The 14,817-nt window shown below is 68.1% G+C and carries 14 protein-coding genes, 2 tRNA genes and 1 rRNA gene; 12 read left to right on the forward strand and 5 right to left on the reverse strand.

Annotation, left to right across the window (positions count from 1 at the left end; all coding sequences use genetic code 11):
• Nucleotides 1-83 precede the first annotated feature (83 nt).
• Nucleotides 84-707 carry a uridine kinase gene (locus ABGB01_RS41245; protein WP_347779367.1) on the reverse strand — a complete coding sequence of 208 codons (624 nt, stop codon included), beginning with the start codon at nucleotides 705-707 and terminating at the stop codon, nucleotides 84-86.
• A gap of 84 nt (nucleotides 708-791) precedes the next feature.
• Between ABGB01_RS41245 and ABGB01_RS41250 the strand changes: the two genes are divergently transcribed.
• On the forward strand, nucleotides 792-1,436 hold the full coding sequence (locus ABGB01_RS41250; RefSeq protein WP_347779369.1) for a class I SAM-dependent methyltransferase: 645 nt from the start codon (nucleotides 792-794) through the stop codon (nucleotides 1,434-1,436).
• 57 nt (nucleotides 1,437-1,493) lie between these two features.
• Here ABGB01_RS41250 and ABGB01_RS41255 read toward each other — a convergent pair.
• Nucleotides 1,494-1,564: transfer RNA gene (locus tag ABGB01_RS41255), tRNA-Gly, on the reverse strand.
• An 89-nt stretch (nucleotides 1,565-1,653) separates the two neighbouring features.
• On the opposite strand from ABGB01_RS41255, the gene ABGB01_RS41260 reads away from it, so the two are divergent.
• From ABGB01_RS41260 to ABGB01_RS41275, 4 genes are all read left to right on the forward strand, one after another.
• Nucleotides 1,654-1,730 (forward strand) — tRNA-Pro (locus ABGB01_RS41260).
• A gap of 163 nt (nucleotides 1,731-1,893) precedes the next feature.
• A complete protein-coding gene (locus tag ABGB01_RS41265) occupies nucleotides 1,894-2,310 on the forward strand; it encodes a DoxX family protein (RefSeq protein WP_347779371.1) in 417 nt (138 codons plus the stop codon).
• A 38-nt stretch (nucleotides 2,311-2,348) separates the two neighbouring features.
• Entirely contained in the window at nucleotides 2,349-3,098 is a 750-nt protein-coding gene (locus ABGB01_RS41270) for a hypothetical protein (RefSeq protein WP_347779372.1), read from the forward strand.
• 11 nt (nucleotides 3,099-3,109) lie between these two features.
• The gene (locus ABGB01_RS41275; protein ID WP_347779374.1) at nucleotides 3,110-3,622 is read left to right on the forward strand and encodes a DinB family protein; all 513 of its coding nucleotides are present in this window, start codon (nucleotides 3,110-3,112) and stop codon (nucleotides 3,620-3,622) included.
• Here the strand turns inward: ABGB01_RS41275 and ABGB01_RS41280 are convergent.
• From ABGB01_RS41280 to ABGB01_RS41290, 3 genes are all read right to left on the reverse strand, one after another.
• Complete coding sequence (locus tag ABGB01_RS41280) at nucleotides 3,619-4,566, reverse strand: VOC family protein (RefSeq protein WP_347779376.1); 948 nt, start codon at nucleotides 4,564-4,566, stop codon at nucleotides 3,619-3,621. The two genes, ABGB01_RS41275 and ABGB01_RS41280, sit on opposite strands and share 4 nt — an antisense overlap.
• The gene (locus ABGB01_RS41285) at nucleotides 4,556-5,251 is read right to left on the reverse strand and encodes a helix-turn-helix domain-containing protein (RefSeq protein WP_347779378.1); all 696 of its coding nucleotides are present in this window, start codon (nucleotides 5,249-5,251) and stop codon (nucleotides 4,556-4,558) included. The genes ABGB01_RS41280 and ABGB01_RS41285 overlap by 11 nt, the downstream gene beginning before the upstream one ends.
• 127 nt (nucleotides 5,252-5,378) lie before the next feature.
• Complete coding sequence (locus tag ABGB01_RS41290) at nucleotides 5,379-5,858, reverse strand: ATP-binding protein (RefSeq protein WP_347779379.1); 480 nt, start codon at nucleotides 5,856-5,858, stop codon at nucleotides 5,379-5,381.
• A gap of 234 nt (nucleotides 5,859-6,092) precedes the next feature.
• On the opposite strand from ABGB01_RS41290, the gene ABGB01_RS41295 reads away from it, so the two are divergent.
• From ABGB01_RS41295 to ABGB01_RS41325, 7 genes are all read left to right on the forward strand, one after another.
• The gene (locus ABGB01_RS41295; protein WP_347779380.1) at nucleotides 6,093-6,959 is read left to right on the forward strand and encodes a helix-turn-helix transcriptional regulator; all 867 of its coding nucleotides are present in this window, start codon (nucleotides 6,093-6,095) and stop codon (nucleotides 6,957-6,959) included.
• 167 nt (nucleotides 6,960-7,126) lie between these two features.
• Nucleotides 7,127-8,518, forward strand: coding sequence for a trigger factor (tig, locus tag ABGB01_RS41300; protein WP_347779381.1), 1,392 nt, complete (start codon nucleotides 7,127-7,129; stop codon nucleotides 8,516-8,518).
• A 371-nt stretch (nucleotides 8,519-8,889) separates the two neighbouring features.
• Entirely contained in the window at nucleotides 8,890-9,522 is a 633-nt protein-coding gene (locus ABGB01_RS41305; protein ID WP_132332989.1) for an ATP-dependent Clp protease proteolytic subunit, read from the forward strand.
• 10 nt (nucleotides 9,523-9,532) lie between these two features.
• A complete protein-coding gene (locus ABGB01_RS41310; protein WP_132516299.1) occupies nucleotides 9,533-10,156 on the forward strand; it encodes an ATP-dependent Clp protease proteolytic subunit in 624 nt (207 codons plus the stop codon).
• Nucleotides 10,157-10,340: 184 nt separating this feature from the next.
• Nucleotides 10,341-11,624 (forward strand): ATP-dependent Clp protease ATP-binding subunit ClpX, encoded by a 1,284-nt coding sequence (gene clpX / locus ABGB01_RS41315; RefSeq protein WP_132516300.1) that lies wholly within the window; start codon nucleotides 10,341-10,343, stop codon nucleotides 11,622-11,624.
• An 81-nt stretch (nucleotides 11,625-11,705) separates the two neighbouring features.
• Entirely contained in the window at nucleotides 11,706-14,270 is a 2,565-nt protein-coding gene (locus ABGB01_RS41320; protein ID WP_347779382.1) for a valine--tRNA ligase, read from the forward strand.
• Between the two features lie 431 nt (nucleotides 14,271-14,701).
• Nucleotides 14,702-14,817 (forward strand): 16S ribosomal RNA (locus ABGB01_RS41325); the annotation flags it as partial.

The following is a 14,817-nucleotide window of genomic DNA, read 5'->3' on the forward strand; positions in this document are numbered from 1 at the left end:
GCCCGCCGGCGGCCATCACCGTCCCGCAGCCCGGCACGCGAGTGAGCAGCCTGTCTCCTGCGGTGCGCTCCTCCTGCACCAGGTCACAGGAGGAGCGCGGGCCGGTCGGGATGATCGGCCCTGAGCACGACGTCGGCCGCCTTCTGGGGCCGCACCTCGCGCTCGTACCGCTCATAGGCGGGCAGCCGCCACCGCTCCTCCTCGGGCGTGCGGCGCCCCAGCGCCGCCGCGGACAACCACACATGCACGCTCAGCTCGAACGCCAGCCCTCGCCCCAGCAGCAGCGTCCCGTCCACGATCACCACCCCGCCCGGCGGCAGCTCCTCATAGGGCAGCCGGTACGCCCGGTCGATCCGGCTGTCCCACAGAGCCGGCAGCACCCGTGCAGAGCCGTCCTCGTCCAGGGGATCCAGCACCTCCCTGCGCAGCGCTTCGACGTCGAGCCAGTCCTCGTAGAAGGCGTCAGGATCGGCCCTGCCGTGCTCCAGCCGCAGCGACGAGGGTCGCAGGAAGTCACCCGCAGAAACCCGCAGCACAGGCCGGCCGCGCAGCCGGAGCGGCGCGACGAGGTCGTCGGCCAGCGCCTCCGGCCGTCCGGCGGGCGCCCCGTCGACGGCCACCCGCACCCGACGCTCGCGTGGCCACCGGGAGACCCGCTCGGCCAGCTCGTCGACGAGAACGTCACGGGAGATCGGTCGCGCACGCATCGGAACCAGCTTACGAGCGCCCTCCGCCCGGCGTACCCGCCGCACGCGCGGTCGCGGAACGGCATTCGATCATAAAATCCGCCCATGGACTGGCAGACGTGGCACGACGAGTACGACGACCCCGGTTCGCGCCTGGCGCAACGACTACGGGTCGTGCAGCAGCGGATCCGGCTGGCGCTCGACGCCTGCCCGCCAGGTCGGCTGAGGCTCGTGAGCCTCTGCGCCGGCCAGGGCCGTGACCTGCTGGAGGTGCTCGACGGCCATCCCCGCCGCGACGACGTGCTGGCCCGTCTCGTGGAGCTCGACCCGGGCAACACCGCGAAGGCCGAGGAGACGGCCGGTGCGGCAGGGCTGGGACAGGTCGAGGTGATCACCGCCGACGCCGCGCTCACCGATCACTACCAGGGCAGGGTGCCCGCCGGCATCGTGCTCGTCTGCGGCGTTTTCGGCAACATCACGGACGAGGACGTCGAGCGTACGGTCGACACATGCGCCCAGTTGTGCCGGGCGGGCGGCACGGTCATCTGGACGCGCCACCGCAGGCCCCCCGACCTGGTGCCGCAGATCTGCCGGTGGTTCGAGGAGCGCGGCTTCCACCTCGAATGGCTGTCGGAACCGGACGCCGGCTACGGCGTCGGCGCACACCGCTTCACCGGCACCCCGCAGCCCCTGACCACGGGAAAACGCATGTTCACGTTCGTCGGCCACGACCTGCTCGGCAACGCTTGACCGCGGCACGACGAAGGCCAGGCCCCGAGGCGGGTGACCTGGCCTTCTCCTCACCAGAGCGGACGACGGGAATCGAACCCGCGTAGCTAGTTTGGAAGACTAGGGCTCTACCATTGAGCTACGTCCGCGCGAACCGGTCGAAGTCTGGTCTAGACTTCATCCGGTCGTCAGGGCGTAAGCGTACCGGAGTCGCGGACCGCATGCGCACTCGGCGAGACGGGGCGTGGCGCAGCTTGGCAGCGCGCTTGCTTTGGGAGCAAGAAGTCGCAGGTTCAAATCCTGTCGCCCCGACCATGTCGCGAAGGCCGCTCACCGAATCGGTGAGCGGCCTTCGTACGTGCCGGCTCCCGGCAGGGGTGCATCTATGTGCACCCCTGCCGGGTAGCCAGGCCGATTCTCCCTGGCCGTGTCCGGCCCTAGCGTCGAGGCAAGCAGCCGATCGACAGGGGAGAACGCCGTGACCACCACAGAGAACAAGGCCGATCGAACGGCGGCCGGCGGGCGCGCCCTTTCCGCCGTCCTCTGGATCCTCCAGGTTGCCGTGGCCGGTGTCTTCCTCATGTCGGCCATGGGCAAGTTCTCGAACGTCGAGCCGGCGAAGTCCACGTTCGAGGCCATCGGGTTCGGCGACTGGTTCCGCATCCTGGTGGGCGTGCTGGAGGTGGCAGGGGCCGTGGCGCTGTTCGTGCCGCGGCTGGCCGGCCTGGCGGGTCTGGCGTTCGTCGGGCTGATGGCGGGAGCGACGCTGACCGAGTTGTTCGTGTCGGGTGGCGGCGTGGTGATGCCGCTGACGACGCTGGTGCTCTGCGCCGTGATCGCCTGGGGGCGCAGGCGGAGTACGGCCCGGTTGTGGGCGGTCCTCACCCGGCGGTAAATAAACTGTGAAGTCCCGCCCCCATCACGGGCAAGGACGTGTTGAAGCTGTTCGACGACGACCCGATCTCCCGCCCCCTCACCTATCCAGGCCGGATCCCGGAGACCTCCGGGGTCCTGGTCGACGACGCGTACGTGCCGCTCAAGCCGGTGGGCAGCAGCCCGGGGGAGTGGCGGGCGGCCGGCGAGCCGCTCAGCGCGCTGCTGGCACACCGGGGCTGCCGGCCGCTGTCGGCTCGCCAGCGCGTCGTCGCCGTCGGATCCAACGCCGCGCCGAGCCAGGTGCGCAGGAAGTTCCTCGACCACGGGGTGTGCGGCGTCGTTCCCATGACGCTCGCCGACGTGCCGGGCGTCGCCCCCGGTGTCTCCGCCCATGTGAGCAGGGCGGGCTACGTGCCCGCCGCGCCGATCGAGACGCCCGGCGAGACGTCCAGGCTGTTCGTGCTCTGGCTGGACGAGCGGCAGCTGGCCGCCCTCGACCTCACCGAGCCCAACTACACGAGGACCACGCTCGCGCACCCGCTCACGCTGGAGCCGGGGCTGCGCCTCCCGCCCGCCTTCGTCTACGAGGGAAAGCACGGGTGCCTCATGGACGCCGGCCGCCGCCCCCGCCGCCTGACGTCCCAGCGAGCGCTCATCCAGTCCCTCCTGGAGGAGACCCCAGGGCTGAGCCACCTGTGCGGCGACACGCCGGACGACTTCGTCGCCACCGTCAGGGACGAGACCGTGCGCGCGGCGGCCTCCCGCCTCCTCCAGGCTCGGCAGGGGCGCGAGCGGGCCGCCGGGTAGAGTCTGGCAACGTGACCGACACCAATGCCGACACCCGCGTTCCTCCACCCCGGATCGGGGACGAGCGAAGCATCCTCGACAACTGGCTCGAGTGGCACCGCGGCACGCTCGCCGTCAAGTGCGCCGGTCTGACGGACGAGCAGCTGCGCCTGCGTTCCGCGCCACCCTCCGCCCTGTCCCTGCTGGGCCTGGTCAGGCACATGGCGCACGTCGAGCGTTCCTGGTTCCGTCGTGTGCTGAACGGCGAGGACATCCCCAAGCTGTGGGACAAAGACCGCGACAACGACGCCGACTTCAACGAGGTCGACACCGCCTCCGTCGAGGAGGCGTTCGCCACGTGGCGGGAGGAGATCGAGCTGGCCCGCTCCATCTCGGCCGCCGCGCCGCTGGACGCCGTCGGCGAACACAGGGGCGCCGACTGCTCCCACCGCTGGATCCTCGTCCACATGATCGAGGAGTACGCCCGCCACAACGGCCACGCCGACCTGCTGCGCGAGCGCATCGACGGCGCGAAGGGCGACTAGGGACGGCCGGTCTCGCGGAAGATGATCGCGGCGCCGAACGCCGCGCGGGCGGGCACGACGAGCTCCCCTGCGGAGGTCCTGCCCAGCGGGATGCCGCCGGCGCGCAGGAGGCGTTCGGTTCCCGCGGCGTCGTCCACGCCGACCGCGTAGGCCACGAAGCCGGGCAGGGCCGCCGCGCTCTCGCCGGGCAGCAGCTCGTCCAGTCTCGACGCGGCGGCCAGCGTGACCCTGGCCTCTCCTTCGAGGTCGAACACCCGCACAGGCCCGTCCCGCCGTGCCGTACGCCCCAGGTAACGCTCGTAACGCCGCTCGGCCTCGTCGAGCGCGTCGTCGGCCACGCACAGCACGCACTCGACCAGGCCGTGCGCGCCGTTGGGGTGGCTGATGCCGGCCGAGGCGCGGTCGTTGGCCGCCAGCCCGACCCGCCCTTCGGGGACGCGGCCGGGCCCGATGCCGTCGATCTCCAGATAGCGGACGGGCTCCATCCGGGTCCCGTCCGCCGTCTCGACCGGGCGCTGAGCGGCATGGACGCCGCCGTGCCCGACGCGGGCCGCCGCCAGCCGCGCGGCGGCCCCGTCGATGTCCTGCGCGTCGAACATCAGGATGTGCACGCCCTCGAAACGTCGCAGGCAGGCCTCCAGGTTGGCCGCGGTACCGCGGACGGCCTCCTTGAGCGCGGCCAGCCGCTCCTCGGGAGCTTGCAGGGGGATCAGTCTGGCGTCGCCCGGCACCCGCCCGGATCCAGCGACGGTGACCAGCTCGACGAAGTTGCCGGGGAAGTACGCGTGCGTGTTGCCCACGCCGAACGGCTCCGGGGGCTCGCCGAGCACCGGATAGGCCGGGCCCGGCAGGCTGAACCCGAGCCGCCGGTAGCGGTCCAGCGCCTGGTCCATGTCGCGGACGAGGTGGCCGACGTGGTGCAGCCCGTCGATGTCATGATCCATGTTTGCCTCCGTAAGCGGCGTCTTTGAAGTCACGGGAGAGCCGTTCGAAGATCTCGACGACCTCTCCGGCGGCGGGCTCGCGTGCGGACGGCCGCTCGGGCTCGAACGTCCTGCGCAGGGTGTCGGCCAGATGCCCGGCCTTCTCCTCCAGCCCGAGCGTCACGTCGGCGGGCAGCAGCGGTTCGATCGCGAAGAACCCGAACACGATGGTCGGCAGCGAGTAGTCCAGATCCTCAGGGCGCAGCCCGGCGCGCAGCAGCCCGTGCCCGGCCAGCACCCGCAGATAGTCGCGCGAGGCGATCAGCTTGGCGCCCTCCAGAGGTTTCCTCGCCGGGCTGGAGAGGAACTTGTCGAGCGTCTCCGCGTCCCTGGTGAAGAGGGCCCGCAGCACCGGCCGGTCCATCGCCTCCAGGTAGAACCTGCGCATGTAGCGGTGCAGCATGATCTCGTCGGGGTCGGCCCGCATGGCCGCGGCCACCGCGTCCAGCATCGCGACCGCCTCGCGGGCAGCCACGGCGAAGAACAGCTCCTCGCGCGTGCGCCAGTGCAGGTAGATGGTGCCCTTGCCGACTCCGGCCAGCTTGGCGATCTCGTCGATCGTCACCCGCCGGTATCCCCAGCGCAGCAGCAGTTCCTTGGCCGCGTCGAGGATCCGATCGGCCCGCCCGTCGTGCTCGCCTCGCATGTCCGTACTCCTATGACTGATGACTCATGACCAATATAGCGTTCTGGTCACGCCGGTGCGCATGCGGGAGCGCACGACCGCGCCTGAAAGCGGGTCAAGGGGGTCGTACAGGAACTAAGGGGTCTCTCTAAGGGGCGTCGGCGCGGAAGAGCGCCCAGACGGCCTTGCCGCCGCTCGCCAGCGGGTCCCAGCCCCAGCACTGGCTGTACGTCTCGACGATGTAGAGGCCGCGCCCGTTCTCGGAGATGAAGTCGGGCTCCTTGGGGCGCGGCACCTCGTCACTCGGGTCGGCCACCGCCAGCAACACGTGTGGTGCCACCCGCATGAGCAGCAGTTCGATGCCCCGGCTCCCGCGTGCGTACATCGCGTACCTGATGGCGTTGGTCACCAACTCCGACACCACCAGCGCTGCGTCGTCGCTCAGGTCGTGCAGGCCCCAGCCGCGCAGCGTCGAGCGGGTCACATCCCTCGCGGTCTTGACCGAGTCGGCCTGGAAGGGCAGCGGGCACGAGGTCGTGTACGGCTTCACGCCCATGAGAAGGTGCTCGAAACCGACTTCGCGGGTGATCTGCAGGCAATCGGCAGTGGCCAGCGGATCCTCCACCATGCTGCCGATACCTCCCCGTTGCACCTTCGTTAGTGCATGTTTGGCCCAATATGCACTAACCCATGATGGGTCACGCGGCCGGGTCGCTGCAAGACCCAAATGCACGTGCAGTTGCATTGTGCAGGAGCAAGCCGCGTCAGGGTGACGGCCGCCGAATCGGACACGAGGTTGAGACCTTGTCATACGTGGCGATGTGGTGTCACTGTGTGTGCGGACCTTGATAGGAGGAAGCAAGTGACGCAGAACCACCCGGGTTCCGGGCCGACGGCGCTGCGCATCCTCCTGGGCTCCCAACTGCGCAAGCTCAGGGAAGCGAAGAACGTCACGCGCGAGGAGGCGGGCCACCTCATCCGGGGCTCCGAATCCAAGATCAGCCGCATGGAGCTCGGCCGGGTGGGGTTCAAGGAACGCGACGTGGCGGACCTGCTCACGTTGTACGGGGTCGTGGACGCGCAGGCCCGTGCCGCCGTGCTCGACCTGGTCGCCACCGCCAACGAACCCGGCTGGTGGCACCGGTTCAACGACGTCCTGCCCACGTGGTTCCAGGCGTACGTCGGCCTCGAGGAGGCCGCCGCCAGGATCAGGACCTACGAGGTCCAGTTCGTGCCGGGATTGTTGCAGACCAAGGAGTACACCCGGGCCGTGGTGACCGCCGGGGCGGCGGGCATCGGAGCCGAGGAGATCGCCAGGCGGGTGGACCTCCGGCTGGAACGCCAACGGATCCTGGACAAACCCGACGGGCCCGTCTTCTGGGCGGTGATCGACGAGGCCGCGTTACGCAGGCCCATCGGCGGCGCCGAGGTGATGAGAGCCCAGATCGAGCACCTGATCGAGCTGATGCGCCAGCAGAGCATCACCATCCAGATCATGCCGTTCAGCTTCGGGGGGCACAGCGCGGAGGGCGGAGCGTTCAGCATCCTGCGCTTCCCCGACAACGACCTGCCGGACGTCGTGTACGTCGAGCAACTCGCCAGTGCGCTCTACCTCGACAAGCGCGAGGACGTGGACCGATACACCGAGGTGATGGAGCGGTTGTGCGCCGTGAGCACCACCCCGGACGAGACGATCGAGCTGTTGCGGACGATCGCGGACGAGTTCTGAGAGTCGTGACGTCGTTGTCGGGTGTGCATCTGCCCTAGACTGGCAGTCGGCGTTGGATCCCGCCGTGGCGGAGCATGCCCGACACCGCTCATGTGGGCGCGGCGCGTGAGCCGAAACCGATGAGACGCGCCCGCGATCACTCGTAGCTTGATCAAGGAGACCATTCCGTGAAGACCGCTGTCGAGGAGCTCAGCCCGACCAGGGTCAAGCTCACCGTCGAGGTGCCGTTCGACGAGCTGCGCCCCAGCATGGATGCGGCATACAAGAAGGTCGCGCAGCAGGTGCGCGTCCCCGGGTTCCGGCCTGGCAAGGTTCCGGCCCGCATCATCGAGCAGCGCTTCGGCCGGGCGGTAGTGCTGGAGGAGACCCTCAACGACGCGGTGCCCAAGCTCTACGGCCAGGCCGTCGACGAGGTCGACGTGTTCCCGGTCAGCCAGCCGGACATCGAGGTCACGAAGATCGATGACGGTGAGCAGATCGAGTTCACCGCCGAGGTCGACATCCGGCCCAACTTCGAGGTCCCCGAATACCAGGGCGTCGAGGTCACGGTCGACTCCGCCGAGGTCTCCGACGACGACGTCAACGCCCAGCTCGACGCGCTGCGCCAGCGTTTCGCCACGCTCACCGGCGTCGAGCGGCCCGCCGCCAACGGCGACTTCGTCGTCATGGACCTGCGCGCCGAGATCGACGGCAAGAACATCGAGGAGCAGCAGGCCAGCGAGGTGTCCTATGAGGTGGGCGCCGGCTCGGTGCTGCAGGGCCTCGACGCCGCGCTCGAAGGCATGTCCGCGGGTGAGGAGAAGAGCTTCAAGACCGAGCTGGTCGGCGGTGACAACGCCGGCGAGGAAGCCGACGTGATCATCACCGTCAAGTCGGTCAAGGAGAAGGTCCTGCCCGAGCTCGACGACGAGTTCGCCCAGCTCGCCAGCGAGTTCGACACGCTGGAGGAGCTCCAGGCCAGCATCCGCGAGCAGGCTCGCCGCAACAAGCTGATCGACCAGGTCGTGCAGGCCCGCGACAAGGCGCTCGACGCCGTGCTCGACCAGATCGACATCCCGCTGCCCGACAGCGCGCTCAAGGCCGAGGTCGACGCCCGCAAGCACAACCTCGACCACCAGGTGGCCGAGAGCGGCCTGAGCCGTGACGCCTTCTTCCGCCTCTACCAGACGACGGAGGAGGAGCGCTTCGCCGAGTTCGAGTCCAGCGCCGCCAAGGCGATCAAGGTCGGCTTCGTGCTCGACAAGATCGTCAAGGCCGAGGAGCTGGGCGTCTCCGAGCAGGAGCTGACCAACTTCGTGGTCCGCCGGGCCATGGAGATGGGCGTGCAGCCCAACGAGCTGGCCAAGCACCTCGCCGACAACGACCAGCTCACGCTGGCCATGGTCGAGATCGTCCGTGACAAGGCCAAGTCCGTGCTCGGCGACGCCGCCAAGGTGGTCGACACCGAGGGCAACGAGGTCGACCTCAAGGGCATCTACAGCGAGATCAACGGTGGCGAGGCCGTCGAGGAAGAGGACGCCGAGGGCGAGAAGGCCGACGGCGAGAAGGCCGACGCCTGACGCTCCGAGCCAACCGGAGCCCCTGGACCCGCCGGTCCGGGGGCTCCGTCGCGACCGCGGACGCCCTCAGCCCAGGGGCGGAGCGCTCAGACGGCTTGTGAGGCGCCAGGAGGGCCCGCGCCCCCTGCGGATGGCGGGCCGGCGCTCATCGCGCGGCGCTCGCCCTCTCAGGACGTCGGAGAGAGGTCGCCGTACGCGTGCCACGTCGCCAGGGGCGAAGACCGCACAAGCCGCAGAAGCGTAACAGGCAACCATTCGCTCGAACCTGCGCCGTCAGCGAACAGTACGGGGGACCGGGCATGACCTGTGGGCCGGGCGCGTTAGGGTCACAAGCAAAGCCCATCGATTACGACGCATCGGAAGGTGACGCTGTGACCAGCCCGCCGACCTTCTATCAGCCTGAGTCTCGAGGCCGTGAGAACGGCTCCGCCTTCCGGCTTGAGGACCAGCTTTACCAGCGCCTGCTTCGCGAGCGCATCATCGTTCTCGGGCAGGAGGTCAACGACGAGATCGCCAACCGCATCTGCGCAGAGCTGCTGCTGCTCGCGGCCGACGATCCCGACCGCGACATCACGCTCTACATCAACTCGCCGGGTGGCTCGGTAAGTGCGGGCATGGCGATTTACGACATGATGGAATACGTGCCTAACGACGTATCCACGGTCGTTATGGGTATGGCCGCCTCGATGGGGCAGTTCCTGCTGTCCGCCGGCGCCAGGGGCAAGCGATACGGCCTGCCGCACGCCCGTGTCATGATGCACCAGCCGTCCGGCGGCATCGGCGGCACCGCCGCAGACATCGCCATCCAGGCCGAGCAGATGCTCTACGTGAAGAAGACGCTGGCCGAGCGGATCGCCCACCACACCGGGCAGCCACTCGAGCAGATCGAGGCCGATTCCGACCGCGACCGCTGGTTCACGGCCGAAGAGGCCAAGGACTACGGCTTCATCGACCACGTGGTGCGCAGCGCACGGCAGGTGCCCACGCAGGGCCCGGTCTCCTAGGGGAGCTGACATGAACATCGAAAGCCGTTACGTTCTCCCCTCCTTCGTCGAGCGCACGTCCTACGGCGTGAAGGAGATGAACCCGTACAACAAGCTCTTCGAGGACCGCATCATCTTCCTCGGAGTGCAGATCGACGACGCGTCGGCCAACGACGTGATGGCCCAGCTGCTGACGCTGGAGTCACTCGACCCCGACCGTGACATCAGCATCTACATCAACTCGCCCGGCGGCTCGTTCACGGCCATGACGGCGATCTACGACACGATGCAGTTCGTCCGGCCGGAGATCCAGACCGTCTGCCTCGGCCAGGCCGCGTCCGCCGCGGCCGTGCTGCTGGCCGGCGGCACCCCTGGCAAGCGATTCGCGCTGCCCAACGCCAGGGTGCTGATCCACCAGCCGTCCACCGAGGGCGGCGGCCAGGGCAGCGACATCGAGATCCAGGCCCGCGAGATCCTTCGCATGCGCTCCCTCCTCGAGGACATCGTGGCGAGGCACTCGGGCAAGTCCTCCGCTGAAATCCGCAAGGACATCGAACGCGACAAAATTCTCAACGCGGACGAGGCGAAGGCGTATGGTCTGATCGACGACATCATCCCGTCCAGGAAGAAGCGAGCTCAGGCCGTGGCTTCCTAGACGAGACGTGACGCGCCGGAGCGCTGCCCAATAGGGCACGTTCCGGTGCGACTCGCCGCTAGGGGGCTCACTGAGGGCCCAGAAGACGGTAACGTCGAAACCTGAGCGGTTCGGCCTAGTCCGGAGGATGTCCGGAGACACTGCTCGCGTGAGCAGGGCGGTCCCACGCAAAGGAGTATCTGGGGTGGCACGCATCGGCGACGGGGGAGACCTGCTGAAGTGCTCGTTCTGTGGAAAGAGCCAGAAGCAAGTCAAGAAGCTCATTGCCGGTCCAGGCGTCTACATCTGCGATGAGTGCATCGATCTCTGCAACGAGATCATCGAGGAGGAGCTCTCCGAGTCCTCCGAGCTCAAGTGGGACAACCTGCCCAAGCCGAGGGAGATCTACGAGTTCCTCGACGCCTACGTCATCGGTCAGGACAAGGCGAAGAAGGCTCTTTCGGTGGCGGTCTACAACCACTACAAGCGGGTGCAGTCCGGCGACCGGGGCAGAGACGACGGCCTCGAGCTCGCCAAGAGCAACATCCTGTTGCTCGGGCCGACAGGTTCAGGCAAGACGCTGCTGGCGCAGACCCTGGCGAAGATGCTCAACGTGCCCTTCGCCATCGCCGACGCCACCGCGCTGACCGAGGCCGGCTACGTCGGCGAGGACGTCGAGAACATCCTTCTCAAGCTCATCCAGGCCGCCGACTACGACGTGAAGAAGGCCGAGACCGGCATCATCTACATCGACGAGGTCGACAAGATCGCCCGCAAGAGCGAAAATCCGTCGATCACGCGCGACGTCTCGGGCGAGGGTGTGCAGCAGGCGCTGCTGAAGATTCTGGAGGGCACCACGGCCTCGGTGCCTCCGCAGGGCGGCCGCAAGCACCCCCACCAGGAGTTCATCCAGATCGACACGACCAACGTGTTGTTCATCTGCGGCGGTGCCTTCGCGGGTCTGGAAAAGATCATCGAGTCGCGCATCGGCAAGAAGGGCATCGGCTTCAACGCCATCATCCGGTCGAAGGAAGAGGTCGACACCGCCGACGTCTTCGGCGACGTGATGCCGGAAGACCTGCTCAAGTTCGGCATGATCCCCGAGTTCGTCGGCCGCCTGCCGGTCATCACCTCGGTGCACAACCTCGACCGCGAGGCGCTCATCCAGATCCTCACCGAGCCCCGCAACGCGCTGGTCAAGCAATACCGCAAGCTGCTCGAGCTCGACGGCGTCGAGCTGGAGTTCACCGACGGCGCCCTCGAGGCCATCGCCGACCAGGCCATCCTGCGCGGCACCGGCGCCCGCGGGCTGCGCGCCATCCTGGAGGAGGTGCTCCAGTCCGTCATGTACGAAGTGCCCTCCAGGCAGGACGTCGCCCGCGTGGTCATCACCCGGGAGTCGGTGCTGGAACACGCGATCCCCACGCTCGTCCCGCGCGACCAGCTCGCCGCCAAGCAGCAGCGCACCCCGCGCGAAAAGTCGGCCTGAGCCGCAGTCGTTCACACCGGACGCCCCGTGGTCGCAAACCATGGGGCGTTCCGCTTTCCCGTCTCCCTAGAATTGGTCACTGTGACAACGCCAGAGCTGCCTACTCAGTACACACCGGCCGACGTCGAGACCCGGAGCTACGAGCGCTGGGTGTCCGAAGGCTACTTCCGCGCCGACCCGGGCAGCACACGCGAGCCGTACAGCATCGTCCTTCCGCCGCCCAACGTGACGGGCGTCCTGCACATCGGGCACGCGCTCGACCACTCCATCCAGGACGCGCTGACGCGCCACGCGCGGATGAAAGGCCACGAGACCCTGTGGCTGCCGGGCATGGACCACGCCGGCATCGCCACCCAGAACGTCGTGGAGCGCGAGCTGGCCAAGCAGGGCTTGTCACGCCACGACCTGGGCCGCGAGGCGTTCGTCGAGCGGGTCTGGGAGTGGAAGGAGGAATCCGGCGGCCGGATCCTCAGCCAGATGCGCAAGCTCGGCGACGGCGTCGACTGGTCACGCGAGCGGTTCACGATGGATCCCGGCCTCTCGCGGGCCGTGCAGACGATCTTCAAAAAGCTGTTCGACGACGGGCTGATCTACCGCGCCGAGCGCATCATCAACTGGTGCCCGCGCTGCCTGACCGCGCTGTCCGACATCGAGGTGGAGCACAGCGAGGACGAAGGCGAGCTCATCTCGATCCGCTACTCCGACGAGATCGTGGTCGCCACCACGCGCGCCGAGACCATGCTCGGTGACACGGCGGTGGCCGTGCACCCCTCCGACGAGCGTTACGCGCACCTGATCGGCACGCTCGTGGAGGTGCCGCTCACCGGCCGCATGATCCCTGTGGTCGCCGACGAGCACGTCGACCCCGAGTTCGGCACCGGCGCGGTCAAGGTGACCCCCGCCCACGACCCCAATGACTTCGAGATCGGGCGGCGCCATTCGCTGCCGTCGCTGACCGTCATGGACGAGCGCGGCGTGATCACCGCGCATGGGCCTTTCCAGGGGCTCGATCGCTTCGAGGCCCGGCCCGCCGTGGTCGCCGCCCTGCGTGCCGAAGGCCGCATCGTCGCGGAGAAGCGGCCCTACCTGCACTCGGTCGGTCACTGCTCGCGCTGCAAGACCGTGGTCGAACCCCGGCTGTCGCTGCAGTGGTTCGTCAACGTCTCGCCGCTGGCCAAGGCCGCCGGCGACGCCGTTCGCGACGGCCGCACCCGCATCCACCCGCCCGAGCTGGCCAAGCGCTACTTCGACTGGGTCGACGACATGCACGACTGGTGCATCTCCCGCCAGCTCTGGTGGGGCCACCGCATCCCGGTCTGGTACGGCCCTGGCGGCGAGGTCGTGTGCGTGGGCCCCGACGAGGAGCCGCCCGCCGGCTACACCCAGGACTCCGACGTCCTCGACACCTGGTTCTCCTCAGGGTTGTGGCCGTTCTCGACCCTCGGCTGGCCCGACTCGACACCCGAGCTCGAGCGCTTCTACCCGACCTCCGTTCTGGTCACGGGTTACGACATCCTGTTCTTCTGGGTCGCGCGGATGATGATGTTCGGCCTGTACGCCATGGACGGCGAGCCGCCGTTCCGTGTCGTCGCGCTGCACGGCATGGTCCGCGACCAGTACGGCAAGAAGATGTCCAAGTCGTTCGGCAACGTGGCCGACCCGCTCGACTGGATCGAGCGCTTCGGCGCCGACGCCACCCGGTTCACCCTGCTGCGCGGCGCCAACCCCGGCGCCGATGTCGCGGTGAGCGAGGAATGGGCGGCAGGCTCCCGCAACTTCTGCAACAAGATCTGGAACGCCACCCGGTTCGCCCTGATGAACGGCGCCACCGTGGGCACCCTCGACGACGCTGAGCTGACACTTGCGGACCGGTGGATTCTCTCGCGCCTGCAGTCGGTCATCACGGCCGTTGACGCCGCGTTCGAGGAGTTCGAGTTCGCCAAGGCTTCCGACCTGCTCTATCACTTCGCCTGGGACGAAGTCTGCGACTGGTACCTCGAGCTGGCCAAGATCCAGCTCGGTGAGGGCCGGGAGCACACCCGGCTCGTGCTCGGCCACGTGCTCGACGCACTGTTGCGGTTGCTGCACCCGCTGGTGCCGTTCGTGACGGAGGAGTTGTGGCGGGCCGTGACCGGTGGCGAGTCGGTCGTCGTGGCGTCGTGGCCGAAGGCCGACGGCCGCTACACCGACGCCGCGGCCGAGGCCGAGATCGGCGCGCTGCAGGAGCTGGTGACGGAGGTGCGCAGGTTCCGCTCGGACCAGGGGCTCAAGCCCGGCCAGAAGGTGGCCGCCCGCCTCGGGCTGGCCGGCACGCCGCTGGCCGGCCAGGAGACGGCGATCCGCGCGCTGCTGCGTCTCACGACGCCGCCGGAGTCGTTCAATGCCACGGCACGGTTCACGGTCGGAAAGGTGTCCGTGGAGATCGACACCGCGGGCGCCATCGACGTCGTGGCCGAGCGTAAGCGGTTGGAGAAAGACCTCGCGGCCGCCCGCAAGGAGGCCGCGCAGGTGGCGGCCAAGCTGGGCAACGAGCAGTTCATGGCCAAGGCACCGGACGACGTGGTGGCCAAGGTGCGGGGCCGTGCCGAGCAGGCGTCGGCCGACATCGTACGGCTCGAGGCACAGCTCGCCCGGCTCGGGGTTTGAACCGCGGCCCCGAAGGGAAGGTTCATTCGTTACCTGAGAACGGACCTTCGACCCCGTCGGGGCTGCTACAGTTTTTGAGCCGGGGCCAGTCAACCCCGACACCCCTCTGACCAAACCCCGACTTTCGGCGGTCCAGCCGTGCGATTGGACAACGACCGGATGTTGGAGTAAGTTAGCAGGGTTGCCTCCAAGCGAGGCACGTCCGGAAGATCCCGGATCGGGCGGTTTGACAAGAATCGTCCGGATAGGGTAATCTGAAGGAAACGAAGTGTGAGCCTCCACGCTAGAGTCAATCAAGATTCTGGTGGGGATGTATGCGTGCGTTTCTTGAGAACTCAACAGTGTGTTAAAAGCCAGTGCATGATGCACAACCCCGTCATATCGGCTTATGCCGGTAGACGGATTCCTTTTATATGGTTAGGTTCAGACCTTTTTTGGAGAGTTTGATCCTGGCTCAGGACGAACGCTGGCGGCGTGCTTAACACATGCAAGTCGAGCGGAAAGGCCCTTCGGGGTACTCGAGCGGCGAACGGGTGAGTAACACGTG

The sequence above is a fragment of the Nonomuraea sp. B5E05 genome (assembly GCF_039880665.1).
Classification (GTDB): Bacteria; Actinomycetota; Actinomycetes; order Streptosporangiales; family Streptosporangiaceae; genus Nonomuraea.